Consider the following 20,150-nt stretch of genomic DNA (forward strand, 5'->3'; position numbering starts at 1 on the left):
CGTTACAAAGCGCGCGACCCCCGCGTCAGCCTCGTGACGGTGGGTGGACAGCCTGGGTCAGGCGGCGATGCGGTGACGCACGTCGACGTGCTCGACCGGCGCGTCGCGGTGCCGCAGCGCGCGCACCGCGGTGAGCACGCTGGTCGCCACCACACCGGTGAACCCGACGACGGCGAAGAGCGCGATCACGGCGACGCCGAACCAGCTCACGAACTCGACCATGAGGTCAGGCTAGGCACCTCTCCGCGGCTTCGCAGGAGAATCGCCGAACTCGTCGATTCAAGAGCGGAACTGCTCGACGAGCTGGGGCAGGGCCCGGTGGGCGACCCGGACGGCCTCGTCCTCGGGGACGTCGAGCACGACCACGGCCTGGTTGCCGCCGGCGGTGGTGGCGACGAGCGTGGTGAGGCCGGCGCGACGCTGGAGCCAGGTGGCGCGGAGGTTCCAGCCGATGACGTGGTCGACGTCGAGGATGCGGCGGCGGCGGACGAGCGAGCCGGACCGCGCGACGAGGTGACCGGCCAGCAGGGCGTGGCCGAGGGAGCGGGTGCGGTCCCGCGCGAGGAAGGCGGCGAGCGGGAGGGCGAGCAGTCCGAGGAGCAGCCAGGTCGGACCGCCCGACACCACGACCAGGACGAACGCCGCCGCGACGCCGAGGACGGGCAGCAGCGCGCGGGTCCAGCGGCGGCGGGCGGCGCGGGGGCCGTGGCCGACCAGAGGGGCGGCGACCGGCACGGACGTGTCCAGCACCTCGACGGCGACCCGCTCGACGACGGCCCGCGGCGCCGGGGGCACCAGCGTGGCGCTGCCCCGCTGGCTGCTCGACAGGCCGGTGACGATCGCCGAGAGGCGGGCGCCGCCCGCGAGGCGGAGACCGAGCGGCTCGGAGAGGTTCACGCCGGCGACCCGCTCGTCATCGACGGTGGTCTCGCGGGTCGTGAACAGGCCGCGCGTCAGGTGCCACGTCGCGGCCGCGCGGTTGCGGGTGAGGCGGAAGCCCCAGTTGGAGACGGCGTACCCCCCGACCGAGAGGAGCGAGACGACCACCAGCCCCGCCAGCACGAGCAGCGGCACGAGCACGCCGAGGGACACTCCCGGCACGTCCAGGTTGTCCAGATCGAAGCGCTCCCAGAAGCCCACCGACTGCAGCAGCTGGCTGGCGGCACCGAGCGCGGCGGCCCCGATCACGACGCCGCTGCCGGTCAGCGGGGCGTAGCGCAGCCAGGCGGGGTCGAAGGCGAGCACCTCGGTGTCGGTCGCCTCGGCACTCGCGAGCTCGTCGTCGGCCGTCGAGGTCTCGAGCAGCTCGGCCCGCAGCGCCCGGGCGCGGTCCAGCGGCAGCCCGTCGAGGTCGACCCGGTCCTCGTCGCTGCTCGAGGCGGTGCCGGTGCCGATCTGCACCTTGGTGAGGCCGAGCAGCCGGTGGATCGGTGACGACGTGAGGTCGACGGTGCGGACCCGGTCGACGGGCGTCGAGAGCACGTGCCGGTTGAGCAGCCCGCGCCGCAGCTCGATGCGGCCGCCGCTGATGCGGAAGCTCGTGGTCAGGTAGCGCATCAGGCCGAGCGCGACGGGGATTCCGACACCGATCAGCTGCCACTGCTCGCCGCCGGCCGCGGTGCTGCCGAGCACGACGACCACGATCACCGGCAGGAACCGCAGCACCTCGCGGATGGGGTGCACCAGAAGCATCCGGGGGTCCAGCCGCTGCCACTCGGCGTCCCGGGCGAGCTCGGTCATCGACGCCCGGTCACGTCGCGTCGCCCTCCACCGCGTCGGCCTTCATGGTCAGCTCGTCGACGAGCCGGCGCGCGACGTCCTTGTCGAGCCCGGCGATGCCGAGCGCACCCGCCGCGGAGGCGGTGGTGACCGTGACGGTCGCCAGCCCGAACAGGCGGGCGAGCGCCCCCTCGACGTGGTCGACCGTCTGGATCCGCGACATCGGCGCGATCCGGCGCTCCCGCGCCCACCAGCCGGTCTGGGTGTAGACCGCCGTGTCGGTCACCTCCCAGCGGTGCACGAGGTAGCGCCAGCTCGGCACCACGACGACGTACGCCGCGAGGAACGCCGCCCACAGCACCCACGCCCACCAGGGCACGTCCATGAGGTCGAGCGGCCCGATCAGCACGAACGGCACGACCGACAGCAGCACCGCCTGCACGACCGCCTCGGTCCGCCACATCAGCCGCGCCCGTGGGCTGACCCGCTGGCTCGGCTCGCGGAGGGAGGGGGGTGGCTGCACGCTCGCGAGGCTACCGGCGAACCAGGTGCGCGCACTGCGGTGGTTTCGACGCTACCCGCGGCTTCGCGGGCCCGGCCGCGCCGCTTGCTCGACCTGCGCGAGCCCACGCAACGAGCTCAGTGGTTGAGCAGGTGCGCGGGCTGCGGAGGTTTCGACGCGCCGCCGCGGCTTCGCGAGCTCAGCCGCGCCGCTTGCTCAACCTGCGTGAGCCCACGCAGCGAGCTCGTTCCTCGCTCGCTGCTGCTCACTTGATCTCACAGACGACGGCGCCGTTGGTGACGGTGGCCCCGACCTCGGCCTGCAGGCCGGTCACGGTGCCGGCCTTGTGCGCCTTGAGGGGCTGCTCCATCTTCATGGCCTCGATCACGACCACGGTGTCGCCCTCGGCGACCTCCTGGCCCTCCTCCACGACGACCTTGACGATCGTGCCCTGCATGGGCGAGGTGACGGCGTCGCCGCTCGCGGCCGACCCGGCCTTCTTGCCCGCGGAGCGCTTCGGCTTCTTCGCGCCCCCGCCGCCGGCCGAGATCGAGCCCAGCCCGCCGGGCAGCACGACCTCGAGGCGCTTGCCACCGACCTCCACGACGACCCGCTGGCGGTCCTCGGGCTCGTCGGCCTCGGCGACGTCGCCGGCGTACGGCTCGATCCGGTTGTCGAAGTCGGTCTCGATCCACTGGGTGTAGACGGTGAACTCGCCCTCACCGGACGGGTTGGACGGCCCGACGTACGCCGGGTCGCGCACCACCGCCTGGTGGAAGGGGATCACCGTCGGCATGCCGTCGACGACGAACTCGTCGAGCGCGCGCCGCGACCGCTCGAGCGCCTGCGTGCGGTCGCGTCCGGTGACGATCAGCTTGGCGATGAGGGAGTCGAACGAGCCCGGGATCGTCTCGCCGTTCTCGTAGCCGCCGTCGAGCCGGACGCCGGGACCGCTGGGCGGGCTCCAGGCCGACAGCGTGCCGGGCGCCGGCATGAAGCTGCGCCCGCCGTCCTCGGCGTTGATGCGGTACTCGATCGAGTGGCCGCGGATCTCGGGGTCGTCGTAGCCGAGCTCCTCGCCGGCGGCGATCCGGAACATCTCGCGCACCAGGTCGATGCCCGTGACCTCCTCGGAGACAGAGTGCTCGACCTGGAGCCGGGTGTTGACCTCGAGGAAGGAGATCGAGCCGTCCTGGGCCACGAGGAACTCGCAGGTGCCGGCGCCGTGGTAGCCCGCCTCGCGCAGGATGCGCTTCGACGACTCGTAGAGCTCGGTGCGCTGCTCCTCGGTGAGGAACGGCGCGGGCGCCTCCTCGACGAGCTTCTGGTTGCGGCGCTGCAGGGAGCAGTCGCGCGTCGAGACCACCACGACGTTGCCGTGCTGGTCGGCGAGGCACTGGGTCTCGACGTGACGGGGCTTGTCGAGGAACTTCTCCACCAGGCACTCGCCGCGACCGAAGGCGCTGACCGCCTCGCGCACCGCGGACTCGAACGCGTCGGGGATCTCCTCGATGGTCCGGGCGACCTTCAGGCCGCGGCCGCCGCCGCCGTAGACGGCCTTGATGGCGATCGGCAGTCCGTGCTCCTCCGCGAACCGCACCGCCTCGTCGGCGTCCGCGAGCGGGTCCTTGGTGCCGGGCGCGAGCGGCGCGTCGGCCTTGACCGCGATGTGCTTGGCCTTCGCCTTGTCGCCCAGCGCCTCGATCGCCGCGGGCGGCGGGCCGATCCACGTCAGCCCGGCGTCGATCACGGCCTGGGCGAACTCGGCGTTCTCGGCCAGGAAGCCGTAGCCCGGGTGCACCGAGTCGGCGCCGGACTGCTCCGCGACGGCGATGATCTTCGCGATGTCGAGGTAGGAGTCGCCTGGGGTCGACCCGCCCAGCGCGTGGGCCTCGTCGGCCAGTCGCACGAACAGTGCGTCGCGGTCGGGGTCGGCGTAGACGGCGACGCTGCCGATGCCGGCGTCCTTGCAGGCCCGGATCACACGGACCGCGATCTCGCCTCGGTTGGCGATGAGGACCTTCTGCAACGGGGAGGTCGGGGGCACCAGCGCAGGTTATCGCCCGACGGCGCCCGTGCACCGTGGGGCTCGTCTCACTGGGACAGGACGCACTCTTGACCTCCAGCGCAGTTGAGGTCCTAGCGTCTCGCACGTGGAGAACCTCGAGATCGCGGTGCTCGGCACCGGTCCGGTCGGGCGGGCGGTGGCGGGCGGGCTCGCCCGGGTCGGGCACGAGGTCACCCTCGGCACCCGCGACCCGGGCGGCACCGCCGGCCGCGAGGAGTACGCCGCGTGGGCCGCGGAGCACCCCGGCGTGGGCCTGGCCACCTTCGCGCAGGCCGCTGGGGGCGCCGCGCTCGTGGTCAACGCCGCCGGCGGCGACGTGGCGCTCGGGGTCCTCGCCAGCGCGGGCGGCGAGAACCTCGCGGGCAAGGTGCTGCTCGACATCTCCAACCCGCTCGACAGCTCGCGGGGGTTCCCGCCCACCTTGTTCGTCAAGGACGACGACTCGCTCGCGGAGACGATCCAGCGCGCCCACCCCGACGCCCGGGTCGTGAAGAGCCTCAACACGATGAACAACGCGCTCATGGTCGACCCGCAGCGGCTGGGGGAGGACACCACGGTGTTCGTCTCCGGCGACGACCCCGACGCCAAGGCCGTCGTCACCGCTCTGCTGCACCAGCTGGGCCACGGCGACGTGATCGACCTCGGCGGGATCGAGACCGCCCGCGGCCCGGAGATGTGGCTCCCGCTCTGGATTCGCATCAACCTCGCCCTGGGCGGCAACGACTTCAACCTCAAGATCGTGCGCGGGCCAACGTTGCGTTAGGTGCCTTCCTTGCGGGGGTTTCGAGACGGCTCGCTCGGAGGTTAGCGATCGTTAACCGGACCGGTTAGCCTGCGGGCATGACCAACTTCGAGCTGAGCCGCGAGCACGAGGAGTTCCGGCGGAGCGTCCGGGAGTTCGCCGAGGCCGAGATCGCGCCGCACGCGGCGCAGTGGGACCGCGACCACCACTTCCCGGTCGACGTGGTGCAGAAGATGGGCAAGCTCGGGCTGTTCGGGCTCACCGCACCCGAGGAGTACGGCGGCGCGGGGGAGCACGGCGACTTCACCAGCCTGTGCGTCGCGATCGAGGAGATCGGCCGCGTCGACCAGTCGATGGGCATCACGCTCGAGGCCGCGGTGGGGCTCGGCATCAACCCGATCCTCACCTACGGCTCCGAGGAGCAGAGGCAGACCTGGCTGCCCGACCTGGTCGCGGGCCAGACGCTGGCCGGCTTCGGCCTCACCGAGCCCGGCGCGGGCTCCGACGCGGGTGCCACGAAGACCCGGGCCGAGCTCGTCGAGGGCGAGTGGGTGCTCAACGGCGCCAAGCAGTTCATCACCAACTCCGGGTCGGAGATCACGAGCGTCGTCGCCGTCACCGCGCGCACCGGCACCGTGACGTCCGGGGACACCGAGAAGCCCGAGATCAGCGCGATCCTCGTGCCGGCCGGCACCACGGGCTTCACCGCCGAGAAGCCCTACGACAAGCTCGGCTGGCACGCCTCCGACACGCACCCGCTCACCTTCGAGGACTGCCGGGTGCCCGAGGCCAACCTGCTCGGCGACCGGGGCCGCGGCTACGCGCAGTTCCTCGCCACGCTCGACGACGGCCGGGTCGCGATCGCGGCCCTCGCGGTCGGGTGCATCCAGGCCTGCCTCGACCTCTCTGTCCAGTACGCCGGCGAGCGGCAGACCTTCGGCGTGCCGATCGGGCGCAAGCAGGGCCTCGCCTTCCAGGTCGCCGACCTCGAGGTGATGCTGCAGGCCTCGCGCGCGCTGACCTACCGGGCCGCCGCGATGAAGGACAGCCAGAAGGACGGGCAGGGCGCTCCCGTCAAGGAGTTCAAGCAGGCCGCAGCGGTGGCCAAGCTGTACGCCACCGAGTCCGCCGTCACCGCGACCCGCATCGCGACGCAGGTCTTCGGCGGCTACGGCTTCATGGAGGAGTACGCCGTCGCGCGGTTCTACCGCGACGCCAAGGTGCTCGAGATCGGCGAGGGGACCTCCGAGGTGCAGCGGATGCTGATCGCCCGAGGCCTCGGCCTGCCGGTCGAATAACCCCCGCGAGCTTCGGCCTCCAATCCGCGGCGACAGCTTCGCGGCGCCTCGCTCGCTGCACTCGCTTCGGCGCGGTCGCCGCGGCTCGGAGGCCGATCGCGGGGCGCCTCGCTGCGCTCGGAACTACCGGGTCGCTGCGCTCCCACGCTCCCATTGCGCTTTCATACCCACCCGGCTCGTCCCGGCGGGGTCGCCGCGGCTCGGAGGCCGATCGCGGGGCGCCTCGCTGCGCTCGGAACTACCGGGTCGCTTCGCTCCCACCGCTCCCATTGCGCTACCTGATACCCCTGCGAGCTTCGGCACCCGATCCGCGGCGACAGCTCGCTGATCGTCTACCCCCGCGAGCTTCCGCCGGGCAGGGGAACCGGATCCGGTGGTGGGCGCCGTCTAACATCGGTGACCATGTCGGACCGGACGCAGCGCTTCATCGCTGAGGTGGGCCGGTTCCTCGCAGTCGGTGGAGCGGCCACGATCGTGGCGCTGATCATCTTCAACCTGCTCGTGCACGGCTTCAACACCGGCGAGCACGCGATGCTTGCCAAGCAGCCGATCCTCGCCTACGTGATCGCCAACAGCGTGGGCATGGGCGTGAGCTACTACGGCTCGCGGCACTGGGCGTTCCGCGACCGGCCGCCGGTGACGTCCGACGGTGGGCTGACGTCGTTCGTCGTCATCAACATGCTCACGATGCTGATCCCCATCGGCTGCCTGGCGATCAGCCGCGACGTGCTGGGCCTCGACGACCCGATCTCCGACAACGTCTCGGCCAACGTGATCGGGCTCGTGCTCGGTCTCGCGGCGCGGTTCGCGCTGTTCCGTACCTACGTCTTCAAGCGGCCGATCAGCATCGTCGAGATCTACGACGAGCCGGGGCTGGTCGACGGCGTGGAGTTCCTCGACGGCGACGCAGGCGCGGTCAACGAGTCGACGGCGCTCGCCAGAGGTCGGTCCACCGGTGGCCCAGTTCCGCCGCCAGCTCTCGGAGCAGAGGGAGACTGACGCCCACCACGTTGTGGTGGTCGCCCTCGATCCCGGTCACGAACGCTCCGCCCAGGCCGTCGACGGTGAACGCGCCGGCCACGTGCAGCGGCTCGCCGCTGGCGACGTACGCCGCGATCTCCTCGTCGGTCACGTCCGCGAAGTGCACCGTGGTCGCTGCCGTGGCGGAGGCGACATGGCCGGTGGCGGTGTCGCGCAGGCTGTGCCCGGTCAGGAGCACGCCGGAGCGGCCGCGCATGGACCGCCAGCGGCTGCTCGCCTCCTCCGCGGTGCCCGGCTTGCCCAGTGCCTGCCCGTTGAGCTCGAGCACCGAGTCGCAGCCGAGCACGAGAGCGTCCTCGGGCAGGTCGTCGCGGTCGGCGACGGCCGCGCACTTCAGCTCCGCGAGCTGGAGGGCGAGCTCGGCGGGCGGCAGCGGGCCGAGCTGGTCCTCGTCGACCCCCGAGACGACCACCACGGGGTCGAGGCCTGCCGCACGCAGGGTGGCCAGCCGCGCGGGGGACTGCGAGGCCAGCACCAAAGACGTCACCGCCCCATCCTGAGGGACGGGGCGGTGACGTCGTGCGGCAGGTCGGGCGCTACTTCTTGACGGCGACCTTGATCTTGACCTTGGCGGTGCTCGTCGCGGTGTTCGCGTCACCGTTGTAGGTCACGGTGACCTTGGTCCGCTTCGCGATCTTCACCTTGACGGTGGCCACGCCGTTCTTCAGCGTGCCGGTGACCTTCTTCTTGCCGATCTGGAAGGTGACCGTGCCGGTCGGGGTGCCGCCGCTGGTCACGGTGGCCTTGAGCTTGACCTTCTTGGCCTTCACGACGGGCTTGCCGTTCTTGCCGGTCGTGGCCTTGAGCGTCACCTTCTTGGGCGCCTTGACCTTTAGCGTCGAGGCCAGCTTCGGCACCGAGACGACGAACGGGCGGAACGAGTCGCGGAAGTCCTCCGTCGAGCTGTGGAAGAGCGCCGTGTAGGCCGCGTTGCCGGCCGCCGGACGGGGCACGGACAGGGTCGCGGTGGCGCCGTTCAGCGGCACCGTGCCCAGCGACGTGCCGTTGCCGGCGAGGAACTCGACGACGCCGCCGAACGTTGCCGGCACCGTGCTGTTGGCGTACGGGTCGGCGACCGCCGTGGCCGTCAGGGTGAGGGACGTCGCCGTGGCGGATCCACCGGCAGTCACCTTGGAGGGCTGCTGCCAGCTGTACTGGGAGGCGACGAACGTGAACGGCACGGCCGACCCGCCGGCAGCGGGCGAGCCCACCTGCACGTAGTACTGGGTGCCGGCGGTCGTGGTGAGGTAGACCGACGAGTCACCGGAGTTGGAGGAGCCGCAGTCGACCGCGGTCAGCTGGGCGGCCGTCGCGTTCGCCGGGCCGCTGTAGACGTTCACGACCGACGCGCTCGCCCCCACGCTGTAGAAGGCGACGTCGCGACCGATGAGCGAGGAGTACCGGTACCAGACCGAGTTGTTGACCGGGTCGACGCAGGCGCCCTGCTGCGGCTCGGTGCCCTCGGTGGTCGCGTTGCGGTTGTCCGCCGTGGCGTTGATGCCTGGGATGATCCGGGCGGCAGCGGCGAGGTTGTCGTTGGCCGGCACGCCGCTCGCGGCGCCCGGAAGGTTGACGCGCACCGCGAAGGAGCCGTGCGGCGCGTCCTCGTCGTAGACGTCGACCTGCAGGAAGTACGTCGAGCCGGCGCTCACCGTCTCGGCGAGGTAGGAGTAGTACTCCGCGCCGTCGTCGTCGCTGTCGACGTAGGTCAGGTCGCCGAACGCCGAGGCACCGGGAGCGCCGGTGTAGAGCGTGATGACCGTGTCGGTGTTGTCACCGACCGACGAGGTCTCGAAGCTGACGTCCTGGTTGGCGCCGGGGGAGTACTTGTACCAGACCGTGCGGTAGGCGGTGCTGCCGTCCTCACGGTCCTCGGTGGCCTGGAGGGTGGCCTCGTCGGTGGAGCCGATGACGAGGGTGTTGGGGGTGAGGGCGGTCGCGCCGGCGATGTTGTCGTTGCCCGGTGCGGCGGCCGAGGCCGCACCGGAGCCGGCGACGGTCAGGCCGGCGACGCCGACCCCTGTCGCCAGGGCGAGGACGAGGTGGTGGCGCCCCTGGCGCCGAAGGTGCGTAAGCACGCTGGGTGTTCTCCTTCTGGTTGTGGATGCGCGCCGATGCTAGGAGGAAGGAGGGACTCCGCACCGCCGATTCGCTGAAGCGTCAACTAATGGGTGAGAGCACGAACGGCAGTGCGTCGCCGAACGCGCAGGTGGTCAGCGCGGCCAGGTCGGCGTCCTCGTCGAGGTGCTCGGTCGCCCGCATCGACAGCATCACGTTGAGCAACATGCCCTGGGCGATGAACTCCTGCGCGCGCTCGTCGGGGCAGCCGGTCGCGCGGACGGTCGCGAAGATCCGGCTCATCCCCTGCCGGCTGCAGCGGGCGATCTCGTCGACGTCGCCCGCGGAGAACCCGTGCATCATCACCATCAGCAGGTCGCGGTCGCGGAGCAGCTCGGTGTAGGCGAGGCCCAGTCGCGACCAGTCGTCGTCGTCGTCCGGGTCGAACGGCGCCTCCGCGAGCACGGCCTCGAACGCCTCGCGGATCCGGTCGCACGAGCGCTCGAGCACCTCGAGGAAGAGGGCGAGCTTGGTGCCGAAGATGCGCACGACGTAGGGCTGGGAGACGCCGGCCTCCTTGGCCACGGCGTCGGTGCTGGTGCCGGCGTACCCGCCCCGGGAGAAGGCCCTCGTGGCGGCCGCGAGGACCAGCTCGCGACGGTCGTCCCCACTCATCCGCACCTTCATGCTTGACATGTTATCAGTCGATAACTAACGTCGCTTGCATAAGTAATCATTCAATGCCTTCTTGTGTGCTGATCGGAGTTCAGATGTCCACCACCCTCGACGTCCGGGCCGCTGCGCCGGCCGAGGTCGCACCCCGGCCGCGCCGGGTCCCGGTCTGGCTGGCCGTGGTCGCGGCCTCGCTGCCGATGTTCATGGCCACCCTCGACAACCTCGTGATGACCAGCGCGCTGCCGGTGATCCGGGCCGACCTCGGCTCGTCCGTGAGCCAGCTGTCGTGGTTCATGAACGCCTACACGCTGGCGTTCGCCACCTTCATGCTGCCCGCCGCCACCCTCGGTGACCGCCTCGGGCGGCGCCGCGTGATGATCGCAGGGCTGAGCGTGTTCACCCTCGCCTCGATCGCCTCGGCGCTGAGCACCACCTCGGAGGCGCTCATCGCCGCCCGGGCGGTGCAGGGTCTCGGCGCGGCCGCGATCATGCCGCTGTCGCTGACCCTGCTCGCCTCGTCGGTGCCCGAGAAGATGCGGGCCGTCGCCATCGGGATCTGGGGCGGCGTCTCCGGTCTCGGTGTCGCGCTCGGTCCGGTGGTCGGCGGCGCGGTCGTCGAGGGCGTGAGCTGGCAGGCGATCTTCTGGCTCAACGTCCCCGTCGCCCTGGTCGCGCTGCCGCTGCTCCTCGTGGCGGTGCGCGAGTCGAGGGGGACGTGGCAGCGCCTCGACCCCGTCGGCACGCTGCTGCTCGGCGGCGCGGTCTTCCTCGGCATCTGGGCGATCGTCCACGGCAACGACGACGGCTGGGGCTCGGCCGCCGTCCTGCTTCCGCTGGTGGCCTCGGGGCTCCTGGTGCCGGCGTACGTCGGCTGGGCCCGTCGCCGGTCCTACGCGGTGCTGCCGCTGCGGCTGTTCGGCTCCCGCGGGTTCTCGGTCGCCAACGTCGTCGGCCTGACCTTCACGATCGGCATGTTCGGCACGGTGTTCCTGCTCTCGCAGTACCTCCAGGTCGTGCAGCACTACAGCCCGCTCGAGGCGGGGATCCGGACCCTCCCGTGGACCGCTGCTCCGATGGTGGTCGCGCCGATCGCCGGCGCGCTGGCGAGCCGCACCGGCCTGCGGGCGCTGCTGCTCACCGGTCTGACGCTCCAGACCGGTGCGCTGGTGTGGTTCGCCTGGCTGACCGAGCACGGCTCGGCGTACGGCTCGTTCCTCGTGCCGCTCGCCATGGCCGGCGTCGGCATGGGCCTCACCTTCGCGCCCAGCGCCACGGCGGTGCTGGACGGCCTCCCGGACGGCGACTTCGCCACCGCGAGCTCGGCGAACTCCACGATCCGCGAGTTCGGCGTCGCGCTGGGCATCGCGCTGCTGACGGCGGTCTTCCTCGGCAACGGCGGCCAGATCAGCCCGGACGGCTACGACGGCGCGATCGGCCCGGCGCTGCTCACCGGCGCCGCTGCGGTGGCCGTCGCGGTGGTCGCGGCGGTGTTCGCACCCGGCAGGGCGCGGCGGGGCTGAGGCCGAACGCAGGACGCGGGTCGGTCGCCCCCACGACTGACCCGCGTCCTGTCCCCGTGCACTGCCCTCGTCTCGGGAACGAGGGCCTCGTGCGATCCTGCGGGGCCTGCCCCCTGCATGACGATGGCCCACACGGACCATTCTCGGACCGTCAGGCATGGCCTGACTGGGCTATACCGCTGGGTGCGTCAGCGCCCGGGCAGCCCGCTCGAACGCCAGCCGTCCGGCCCGCGGCGCAGCGTCACGCGCACCTTGCGGCGATGGGCCGACCACTCCGGCGTACGCCGCCGCGGTGGTGGTGCAGCGCTGCCGAGCGCGCCCACGACCGCCACGAGGGCGGCCACCTCCTCGGGGGTGGCGTCGCCCTTGACCACGCGGAGCAGCGGCCGCTGCTCGGGGGCCTCGTCGCTCATCAGAGGGGGATGTTCCCGTGCTTCTTCGGCGGCAGCGTCTCGCGCTTCGACCGGAGCAGGCGCAGCGCCCGCACCACCTCGACGCGGGTCTCGTGGGGGCTGATCACGGCGTCCACGTAGCCCCGCTCGGCCGCGAGGTAGGGGTTGGCCAGCGCCTGGTCGTAGTCGTCGATGAGCTGGGCGCGGGTCTCCTCGGGGTTCTCCGCCTCCTTCAGCTCGGAGCGGTAGAGGATGTTCACCGCCCCCTGCGCGCCCATCACCGCGATCTGCGCGGTCGGCCAGGCGAGGTTGATGTCGGCACCGAGGTGCTTGGAGCCCATGACGTCGTAGGCGCCGCCGTAGGCCTTGCGGGTGATCACCGTGACCAGCGGGACGGTGGCCTCGGCGTAGGCGTAGATCAGCTTGGCGCCGCGGCGGATGATGCCGTTCCACTCCTGGTCGGTGCCGGGCAGGAAGCCCGGGACGTCGACGAAGGTCAGCACCGGGATGTTGAAGGCGTCGCAGAACCGCACGAAGCGGGCGGCCTTCTCGGAGGCGTCGATGTCGAGGGTGCCGGCGAACTGCATCGGCTGGTTGGCCACCACGCCCACGGAGTGGCCCTCGACCCGGCCGAAGCCGACGACGATGTTGGGCGCGAAGAGCTCCTGTACCTCGAGGAACTCCTCGTCGTCGACCACCGCCCGGATGACGTCGTGCATGTCGTAAGGCTGGTTGGGCGAGTCGGGGATGAGGGTGTCGAGCGAGCGGTCGAGGTCGGTGAAGCTCGTGTCCGCCTCCTCGTCGTACGACGGCACCTCGTCGAGGTTGTTCTGCGGCAGGTAGGAGAGCAGCGCCTTGGTGTACTCCAGCGCGTCGTCCTCGTCGGAGCCCATGTAGTGGGCGTTGCCCGACTTGGTGTTGTGGGTGCGCGCGCCGCCGAGCTCCTCCATCGTGACGTCCTCGCCGGTGACCGTCTTGATGACGTCGGGACCGGTGATGAACATGTTGGAGGTGCCGTCGACCATGATCGTGAAGTCGGTGACGGCGGGGGAGTAGACGTGGCCGCCCGCGCAGGAGCCCATGATCAGGCTGATCTGCGGGATCACCCCGCTGGCGTGCACGTTGCGGCGGAAGATCTCGCCGTACAGACCCAGCGAGACGACGCCCTCCTGGATGCGCGCGCCGGCGCCCTCGTTGATGCCGATGATCGGGCAGCCGGTCTTGATGGCGAGGTCCATCACCTTGGTGATCTTCTCGCCGTAGACCTCGCCGAGGGAGCCGCCGAAGATCGTGAAGTCCTGGGAGAACACGCAGACCTGCCGACCGTCGATGGTGCCGTAGCCGGTGACGACGCCGTCGCCGTACGGGCGGCGCTTCTCGAGGCCGAACGCCGTCGAGCGGTGCCGGGCCAGCTCGTCGAGCTCGACGAACGAGCCCTCGTCGAAGAGGATCTCGATCCGCTCGCGGGCGGTCTTGCGGCCCTTGGCGTGCTGCTTCTCGATCGCCTTCGCGGAGCCGGCGTGCACCGCCTCGTCGAGGCGGCGGTCGAGGTCCTCCAGCTTGCCCGCCGTGGTGTGGGTGTCGATGTCCTGCGGGACGTCCGTGCCTTCGCCGGGGTGCGCGCTCACCCGTGAGAGGTTAGTGGTCGTGACCACCGACCCCGCCGGGCGCCCACCACTCGACGCAGCACGGCTCGCCGCGGCCGACCCCGACCTGCTGCCCGGCCTCACCGTCGAGGTCGTCGACGAGGCGGCGTCGACCAACGCGCTCGTCCTCGACCGCGCCCGCTCGGGCGCCGCCGAGGGGCTTGTGGTCGTCGCCGAGCACCAGACGGCCGGCCGCGGCCGTCTCGACCGCACGTGGGAGACGCCGGCACGGTCGGCGCTCACGTTCTCGCTCCTGCTGCGGCCGAGCGCGCCGCTCCGGTCGTGGCCGTGGCTGCCGCTGCTGGCCGGGTACGCCGTCGACAAGGCGCTCAAGGCGGAGGGCTTCGAGGCCTCGGTGAAGTGGCCCAACGACGTGCTCATCGGCGACCGGAAGGTGGCCGGCATCCTGCTCGAGCAGGTGGAGACCGATGCGGGTCCGGCGGCGGTTGTCGGCGTCGGGCTCAACGTCGGCATGACCGCCGAGGAGCTGCCGGTGCCGGAGGCGACGTCGCTGGCTGTCGCCGGCGACGTCCCCGACCGGACCGCGCTGCTGGTCTCGGTGCTGGCGTCGCTCTGGGAGTCCTACACCGCGTGGCAGGTGGGTGGCGACCTCGCGGGGATGCGGCTCGCGGAGTCGTACGCCGCGGCGTGCGCCACGCTGGGGCGGCAGGTCCGTGTCGACCTGCCGTCGGGCGACGTGCTCACCGGCACGGCGACCGGCATCGACCCGAGCGGGCGGCTGCTGGTCGACCACGACGGCGAGAGCACCGCGGTGAGCGCGGGCGACGTCGTGCACGTCCGCAGCGAGTAGGCGGCGTACGAGGTCGGATCGGTGACATGATCCGTCCGTGGCCATCTCCAAGAACCTGCTGAACGAGGGCGAGTCGATCGTCGTCGACACCCGCACGCACCCCAAGGCGCTGCTGCTGCCGATCCTCGCGCTGGTCGTCCTCCTGGCGATCGGCGTGGCCGTGCAGAAGTCCGTCGACCAGAGCGTCGCGACCAAGGTCGTGTGGGCGGTCGTCGCCGTGGGCGTCCTCTGGTTCTTCGTCCGGCCGCTGCTCATCTGGCTGACCGCGACGTACACGATTACGACCCGCCGCCTCATCACCCGGCACGGCGTGATCACCCGCCGGGGCCACGACATCCCGCTCACCCGGATCAGCGACGTGGCCTACGAGAAGGACCTCATCGACCGGTTGCTGGGCTGCGGGACGCTGGTGATCAGCGACGCCAGCACGCACGGCCAGGTCGCGCTCCCCGACATCCCGCGGGTCGAGGACGCCCAGCGCAAGCTCAACGACCTCCTGCACGACCTGCACTCCGAAGACCGCCGCGACGAAGGTGTCTGACCGCCAAGGCGCAGACGAACCCGAGGCCACCGGCGACCTCGAGCAGCACATCCTCGGCGAGGAGCGCGTCTACAACGCCGCCCAGCTCGCCGCCGACACCGGCGTCGACCTCGAGAAGGCCCGGCGGCTGTGGCGAGCGCTCGGCTTCCCCGAGCACGGCGGCGCGACGGCGTTCACCCGCTCCGACGCCCAGGCGCTCTCGACGCTCGTCGGTCTCGTCGACTCCGGGCTGATCGACTTCGACCTCGCCGTCCACCTCACCCGCGCCGTCGGCCAGACCATGGCGCGCCTCTCGGACTGGGAGGTCTCCGCACTGCTGACCCGGGTGCTCGAGCTGGCGCGCGAGCAGTCGGGCGACTCCGACAGCGGTGCGGGCGACCAGCTCGCCATCGGCCTGCGGATGATCGACGAGTTCTCCGAGCCCTTCGAGAAGCTGCTGCTCTACGTCTGGCGCCGCCACCTCGCCGCCGCCGTCGCCCGCATCGAGGCCCTCGGCGCCCGTGAGGAGGACCTGCACACCACGCGGCTCACCGTCGGCTTCGCCGACATCGTGCAGTTCACCGCCCTCTCCAACGAGCTGTCCGAGGAGCGCATCGGCGACCTCGTCGAGCTCTTCGAGGCCCGCTGCGCCGACGTCGTCGCCTCCCGCCGCGGCCGGGTCATCAAGTCGATCGGCGACTCGGTGCTGTTCGTCCACGAGGACCCGATCGCCGCCTACGAGATCGCCGAGGGCGTCATCGCCGTCATCGGCCGCGACTCGCGCATGCCCGACGTCCGGGTCGGTCTCGCCTCCGGACTCGTCGTCCTCCGCCTCGGCGACGTCTTCGGCCCCCCGGTCAACATGGCCGCCCGCCTCACTGCCGTCGCCCGCCGCAACCGCGTCATCGTCGACGCCGCCACCGCCGGCATGCTGCCGGAGGACCAGTTCGAGACCCGTCGCCTGCCCGCCCGCCCGGTCCGCGGCTTCGGCCTCGTCGAGCCGGTCGCCGTACGCCGCAACTAGCCAGGGACCTGGGCGCCGGCCGACCACGACGGCACGCACCGTTGGTTGAGGAAGGCGCGCTAGCGCCTGTCTCGAAACCCCCGCAGCGTTGGTACCTGCTGGATCGGGCTCGGTTGCCTCCCAGCCCCGGCGTGCGAGGTTTCGAGACGGTCGCTGCGCGACCTCCTCAACCAGCGGTGGTCCGGTGGGTGCCTTCGCTGCGGTGGCTTCGAGGCTCGTCGCTAGCGCTCCTCGCACCTCAGCCACCGTGGGGCGGCGCGTCGTACGGTGGCTGAGGTGCGAAGGCGTTCTGCGCCTGAGCCTCGAAGCCAGGTGACCTGGGCGCCGGAGCCGACCACCACCAGGTGCCTCGCGGCGGTGGCTTCGAGGCTCGTCGCCAGGGCTCCTCGCACCTCAGCCACCGTGGGGCGCGTCGTACCGCGGGCGAGTGCCTCAGGTCCGGTGGCGCACCCACACGTTGGGCTCGACGTAGGTCGCGGTGCCGTGCTCGGTGTCGCACCAGACCGGGGCCAGGGCCTTCGGCACGACGACCGGGCCGGTCTGGTCGAAGGGCAGGCCGGTCCAGGAGCGCCACTCGTCGAGGGTGCCGGGGATGCACATCGACCGGGGGGCGACGCGGTCGATGCGGCCGCCGGCGCGCACGTGGACGCGGAGCCAGGGGTCGAGCGGGAGGCCGTCGTCGCGGACGGCGAAGGCGTGCTGCGACATCGGCTGGTGCGGGTCGGTCTTGCCGCTGGGCCGGACCGGCGCGACCAGCTCGGCGAAGCCGTGGCGGGCGGCGTTGTCGCGCATCGCGACCAGCAGCTGCGCCGAGAGCCCGGTGCCCTGGCGGTCGGGGCGGACGGCGATCTCGACCGCCGAGATCGCATCGGGGCGGTCGCCGTGGATGCTGGTCAGCAGGCCGTTGCGGATCACGAAGTCCCAGCCGTTGTCAGGGAGGTCGTCGCCGTCGAGCACGAACGGGATGGAGTACGCCGTGCCGACCACCTCGCCCGTCTCGTCGCGGCCCACGAGGACGTAGTCGGCGAACCGGGCCTCGACGTTGCCGTAGAACAGCCCGCCGATCGGGTCGTGCCGCATGAACTCCGGCCAGGAGTTCGGCATCTCCCACATCGCACCGGCCAGGGCGGGGTCGTCGGCAAGGACCGAGATCGTCAGCTCCACGAGGTGACACCCTAGGGTTGACCCGTGCCCGAGCTCGCGCCCACCGTCGCCGTCGTCGGAGGCGGGCAGCTCGCGCGGATGATGGCGGAGCCGGCCGCGGCGATGGGGATCCCGCTGCGGCTGCTCGCGGAGGCCGAGGGGGTCTCGGCGGCGCAGGTCATCCCCGACACCATCGTCGGCGACTACCGTGAGCTCGAGCTGCTGCGGAAGGTCACGAGCGGTGCACAGGTCGTCACGTTCGACCACGAGCACGTCCCGACCGAGCACCTCCACGCGCTCGAGGACGCGGGCGTCGCCGTGCGGCCCGGCCCGGAGGCGCTGGTGCACGCGCAGGACAAGGCCGTGATGCGGGAGCGGCTGACCGCGCTCGGGCTGCCCTGCCCGCGGCACGCCGTGGTCAGCACCCGCGAGGAGGTCGAGGCGTTCGGGCTGCCCTGCGTGCTCAAGACGACGCGCGGCGGGTACGACGGCCGCGGCGTCTGGGTCGTGCACGAGCTCGAGACCGCGGACGAGGTGTTCCGGGCGGCGGGGGAGTCCGGCGTGGCGGTGCTCGCCGAGGAGCTGGTCGACTTCCGGCGCGAGCTGGCCGCGCTGGTGGCGCGGTCACCGAGCGGGCAGGCGGCGGCGTACCCCGTCGTCGCGAGCACCCAGCTCGACGGCATCTGCCACGAGGTCGTCGCGCCCGCGCCCGACCTCGCGACCGACCTCGCGACCCACGCGCAGCACATCGCGCTCACGATCGCCAAGGAGCTCGACGTCGTCGGGATCCTCGCGGTCGAGCTGTTCGAGACCCGCGACGGGCGGGTGCTCGTCAACGAGCTCGCGATGCGGCCCCACAACACCGGCCACTGGAGTCAGGACGGCGCGGTGACCAGCCAGTTCGAGAACCACCTGCGCGCCGTCCTCGACCTGCCGCTCGGCTCGCCCGCGCCGCGGGAGGCCTGGACGGTGATGGTCAACATCCTCGGCGGTCCCGACAGCCAGGTCGGCCGGCTCCACGACGGCTACCCGCACGCGCTCGCGCGCGACCCGCGGCTCCGCGTGCACCTCTACGGCAAGGAGCTGCGAGCGGGCCGCAAGGTCGGGCACGTCAACGCGTACGGCGACGACCTCGACGACTGCCTGGAGCGCGCGCGGCACGCCGCTGCGTGGTTCCGCGGCGACCTCGGCGACGAAAGCGAGTGACGGATGAGTGAGAGCAGCCCGCAGGTCGGCATCGTGATGGGCTCCGACTCCGACTGGCCGGTGATGCGCGCCGCCGCGACGGCGCTGGAGGAGTTCGACGTGCCGTTCGAGGCGGACGTCGTCTCCGCGCACCGGATGCCGGAGGAGATGCTCGCCTACGGCAAGGAGGCGGCCGGCCGCGGGCTCCGGGTGGTCATCGCGGGCGCCGGGGGAGCGGCCCACCTGCCCGGCATGCTCGCCTCGGTGACCCCGCTGCCGGTCATCGGGGTACCGGTCCCCCTGGAGAACCTCGACGGGCTCGACTCGCTGCTGTCGATCGTCCAGATGCCCGCGGGCGTCCCGGTCGCGACGGTCGCGGTCGGCAACGCGCGCAACGCCGGCCTGCTCGCGGTCCGGATCCTGGCCGCGTCCGACGAGGGTCTGCGGCAGCGGATGGTCGAGTTCCAGGCATCGCTCAAGGAGGCCGCGCAGGCCAAGGGCGCCGCGGTCCGCAACGACGTCGGCCCCCGGAAGCTCGGGTTCTGAGCCACCCGACCGCGAGGCTCGTCGGCCTCGACGTCGCGCGCTGCCTGGCGCTGCTGGGCATGGTGGCCGCGCACGTGCTCGACGCGCGCGACGCCGAGGGCCACCTCACCTGGCACCGGTGGCTGGTCGAGGGCCGGGCCTCGGCCCTGTTCGCGGTGCTCGCCGGCGTGAGCCTGGCCCTGATGTCGCGGCGCACGAACGCCGCCGGCCTCGCGGTCCGCGCCCTGCTCGTCGCGCTCGTCGGGCTCGCCCTCGGCGAGCTCGACACCGGCCTGGCGGTGATCCTCACCTATTACGGGCTGCTGTTCCTGCTGGGGCTGCCGTTCCTCCGCCTGCGGGCGCGCAGCCTCTTCGCGTGCGCGGCCGGGTGGGTGCTCGCCGGCCCGGTCGTCTCCCAGCTGCTGCGTCCGCACCTGCCGGTGCGCGGCGCCGCCAGCCCGGCGTTCGACCAGCTCGCGCACCCGCTCCGGCTGCTCTCCGAGCTCCTGCTCACGGGCTACTACCCCTGCCTGACCTGGCTCGCCTACCTGCTCCTCGGCCTCGCGATCGGCCGTTGCGACCTGCGCTCCCGGTCGGTGCACACCGGGCTCGTGCTCGGCGCGCTCGCCGCGGCCGTGCTGACCTTCGTGGTCTCCCGGGCGCTCACCGAGCAGGCGTGGGTGCTGCGCCGGCTGCTGCCGGACGCCGGTGCGTACGGCGACGTCTCGACGGCCGACGCGTTCGTCGACGCGATCTCCGGAGGCATGCACGGCACGACCCCGGCGGGCGGCTCGTGGGCCTGGCTGCTCGTGGTGGCGCCGCACAGCGGGACGCCGTTCGACCTGGCGCACACCGGAGGAAGCGCGGCGCTGGTGATCGGACTCTGCCTCGCGCTGGTCGCCCGCCTGCCGGCGCCGTCCGCTCGCGCGGCGGCGATGGCCTTCGGGGCGGGCACGGCCACGCTCAGCCTCTACAGCCTCCACGTCGTGATGCGCACCGAGCCGGTGTGGCCGGACGAGGTGCCGGCGTCGTTCGGCCGGCACGTGCTCGTGCTGGTGGCGCTGGGCGCGGTCCTCGTCGCGGCGCGCCGGCGCGGGCCGCTCGAGGCCGTCGTCAGCACGGCGAGCGCGGCCGTCTCGCGATGGACGACGGCCCGGCACGACCCGGGCTGTGAGGACCCCACGGAGGCCTCACAGCCCGGGCGGTGACCGGTGCCAGCGCCCCGGGCCTGCTGGAAACCCGGCGTGGTGGACACCCGCTCCAGGCGGCGGGCCGTGGGGG

Annotated in this window: 20 protein-coding genes; 10 read left to right on the forward strand and 10 right to left on the reverse strand. The window is 72.1% G+C overall.

Annotated features, from left to right (window positions below; translation table 11 throughout):
- Positions 1–57 precede the first annotated feature (57 nt).
- The 4 genes from G514_RS30515 to G514_RS0120635 form a co-directional block, all read right to left on the reverse strand.
- Positions 58–222 carry a hypothetical protein gene (locus G514_RS30515; protein WP_157545085.1) on the reverse strand — a complete coding sequence of 55 codons (165 nt, stop codon included), beginning with the start codon at positions 220–222 and terminating at the stop codon, positions 58–60.
- Between the two features lie 57 nt (positions 223–279).
- Positions 280–1,740, reverse strand: a complete 1,461-nt coding sequence (locus G514_RS28100) for a PH domain-containing protein (protein ID WP_036565768.1) — start codon at positions 1,738–1,740, stop codon at positions 280–282.
- Positions 1,741–1,750: 10 nt separating this feature from the next.
- Positions 1,751–2,242, reverse strand: a complete 492-nt coding sequence (locus G514_RS0120630; protein WP_028653291.1) for a PH domain-containing protein — start codon at positions 2,240–2,242, stop codon at positions 1,751–1,753.
- Positions 2,243–2,486: 244 nt separating this feature from the next.
- Entirely contained in the window at positions 2,487–4,268 is a 1,782-nt protein-coding gene (locus tag G514_RS0120635; RefSeq protein ID WP_157545087.1) for an acetyl/propionyl/methylcrotonyl-CoA carboxylase subunit alpha, read from the reverse strand.
- Positions 4,269–4,374: 106 nt separating this feature from the next.
- Here G514_RS0120635 and G514_RS0120640 point away from each other — a divergent pair, with 106 nt between their 5' ends.
- The 3 genes from G514_RS0120640 to G514_RS28105 all read left to right on the forward strand — a co-directional run bounded on the left by G514_RS0120640 (position 4,375) and on the right by G514_RS28105 (position 7,328).
- Complete coding sequence (locus G514_RS0120640) at positions 4,375–5,052, forward strand: NADPH-dependent F420 reductase (protein WP_051247924.1); 678 nt, start codon at positions 4,375–4,377, stop codon at positions 5,050–5,052.
- Positions 5,053–5,129: 77 nt separating this feature from the next.
- Positions 5,130–6,329, forward strand: coding sequence for an acyl-CoA dehydrogenase family protein (locus tag G514_RS0120645; protein WP_028653294.1), 1,200 nt, complete (start codon positions 5,130–5,132; stop codon positions 6,327–6,329).
- A gap of 402 nt (positions 6,330–6,731) precedes the next feature.
- Positions 6,732–7,328, forward strand: coding sequence for a GtrA family protein (locus G514_RS28105; RefSeq protein WP_051247926.1), 597 nt, complete (start codon positions 6,732–6,734; stop codon positions 7,326–7,328).
- Here the strand turns inward: G514_RS28105 and G514_RS0120655 are convergent.
- The 3 genes from G514_RS0120655 to G514_RS0120665 form a co-directional block, all read right to left on the reverse strand.
- Positions 7,246–7,857 (reverse strand): Maf family protein, encoded by a 612-nt coding sequence (locus tag G514_RS0120655; protein ID WP_084152272.1) that lies wholly within the window; start codon positions 7,855–7,857, stop codon positions 7,246–7,248. The genes G514_RS28105 and G514_RS0120655 overlap by 83 nt on opposite strands.
- Positions 7,858–7,906: 49 nt before the next feature.
- Positions 7,907–9,448: an Ig-like domain repeat protein gene (locus tag G514_RS0120660; RefSeq protein WP_028653296.1), complete on the reverse strand. Its 1,542-nt coding sequence runs from the start codon at positions 9,446–9,448 to the stop codon at positions 7,907–7,909.
- A gap of 82 nt (positions 9,449–9,530) precedes the next feature.
- Positions 9,531–10,115 (reverse strand): TetR/AcrR family transcriptional regulator, encoded by a 585-nt coding sequence (locus tag G514_RS0120665; protein ID WP_245582289.1) that lies wholly within the window; start codon positions 10,113–10,115, stop codon positions 9,531–9,533.
- 83 nt (positions 10,116–10,198) lie between these two features.
- Between G514_RS0120665 and G514_RS0120670 the strand changes: the two genes are divergently transcribed.
- On the forward strand, positions 10,199–11,623 hold the full coding sequence (locus G514_RS0120670; protein ID WP_028653298.1) for an MFS transporter: 1,425 nt from the start codon (positions 10,199–10,201) through the stop codon (positions 11,621–11,623).
- 188 nt (positions 11,624–11,811) lie between these two features.
- Here the strand turns inward: G514_RS0120670 and G514_RS0120675 are convergent, their stop codons facing one another.
- Positions 11,812–12,036 (reverse strand): acyl-CoA carboxylase subunit epsilon, encoded by a 225-nt coding sequence (locus G514_RS0120675; RefSeq protein ID WP_028653299.1) that lies wholly within the window; start codon positions 12,034–12,036, stop codon positions 11,812–11,814.
- Positions 12,036–13,643, reverse strand: coding sequence for an acyl-CoA carboxylase subunit beta (locus tag G514_RS0120680; protein WP_028653300.1), 1,608 nt, complete (start codon positions 13,641–13,643; stop codon positions 12,036–12,038). Before G514_RS0120680 ends, G514_RS0120675 begins: the two co-directional genes overlap by 1 nt.
- Positions 13,644–13,662: 19 nt before the next feature.
- Here G514_RS0120680 and G514_RS0120685 point away from each other — a divergent pair, with 19 nt between their 5' ends.
- Genes G514_RS0120685 through G514_RS0120695 form a run of 3 tightly spaced genes read left to right on the forward strand, consistent with a single transcriptional unit; the run spans position 13,663 to position 16,016 of the window.
- On the forward strand, positions 13,663–14,472 hold the full coding sequence (locus tag G514_RS0120685) for a biotin--[acetyl-CoA-carboxylase] ligase (protein ID WP_028653301.1): 810 nt from the start codon (positions 13,663–13,665) through the stop codon (positions 14,470–14,472).
- 37 nt (positions 14,473–14,509) lie between these two features.
- Positions 14,510–15,013, forward strand: a complete 504-nt coding sequence (locus tag G514_RS28110) for a PH domain-containing protein (RefSeq protein WP_036565772.1) — start codon at positions 14,510–14,512, stop codon at positions 15,011–15,013.
- Entirely contained in the window at positions 15,006–16,016 is a 1,011-nt protein-coding gene (locus G514_RS0120695) for an adenylate/guanylate cyclase domain-containing protein (RefSeq protein WP_084152273.1), read from the forward strand. Before G514_RS28110 ends, G514_RS0120695 begins: the two co-directional genes overlap by 8 nt.
- 432 nt (positions 16,017–16,448) lie before the next feature.
- On the opposite strand, the gene G514_RS0120700 is transcribed toward G514_RS0120695, so the two are convergent.
- Positions 16,449–17,180 carry an N-acetyltransferase gene (locus G514_RS0120700; RefSeq protein ID WP_028653303.1) on the reverse strand — a complete coding sequence of 244 codons (732 nt, stop codon included), beginning with the start codon at positions 17,178–17,180 and terminating at the stop codon, positions 16,449–16,451.
- Between the two features lie 24 nt (positions 17,181–17,204).
- On the opposite strand from G514_RS0120700, the gene G514_RS0120705 reads away from it, so the two are divergent.
- From G514_RS0120705 to G514_RS28115, 3 genes are read left to right on the forward strand one after another with little or no spacing between them, the layout of a single operon-like run.
- A complete protein-coding gene (locus G514_RS0120705; protein WP_028653304.1) occupies positions 17,205–18,365 on the forward strand; it encodes a 5-(carboxyamino)imidazole ribonucleotide synthase in 1,161 nt (386 codons plus the stop codon).
- 3 nt (positions 18,366–18,368) lie between these two features.
- Complete coding sequence (purE, locus tag G514_RS0120710; RefSeq protein ID WP_028653305.1) at positions 18,369–18,890, forward strand: 5-(carboxyamino)imidazole ribonucleotide mutase; 522 nt, start codon at positions 18,369–18,371, stop codon at positions 18,888–18,890.
- Positions 18,887–20,077: a heparan-alpha-glucosaminide N-acetyltransferase domain-containing protein gene (locus G514_RS28115; protein ID WP_281167644.1), complete on the forward strand. Its 1,191-nt coding sequence runs from the start codon at positions 18,887–18,889 to the stop codon at positions 20,075–20,077. The genes purE and G514_RS28115 overlap by 4 nt, the downstream gene beginning before the upstream one ends.
- Positions 20,078–20,150 lie beyond the last annotated feature (73 nt).

Origin of the sequence: Nocardioides halotolerans DSM 19273 (assembly GCF_000422805.1) — a bacterium.
Classification (GTDB): domain Bacteria; phylum Actinomycetota; class Actinomycetes; order Propionibacteriales; family Nocardioidaceae; genus Nocardioides; species Nocardioides halotolerans.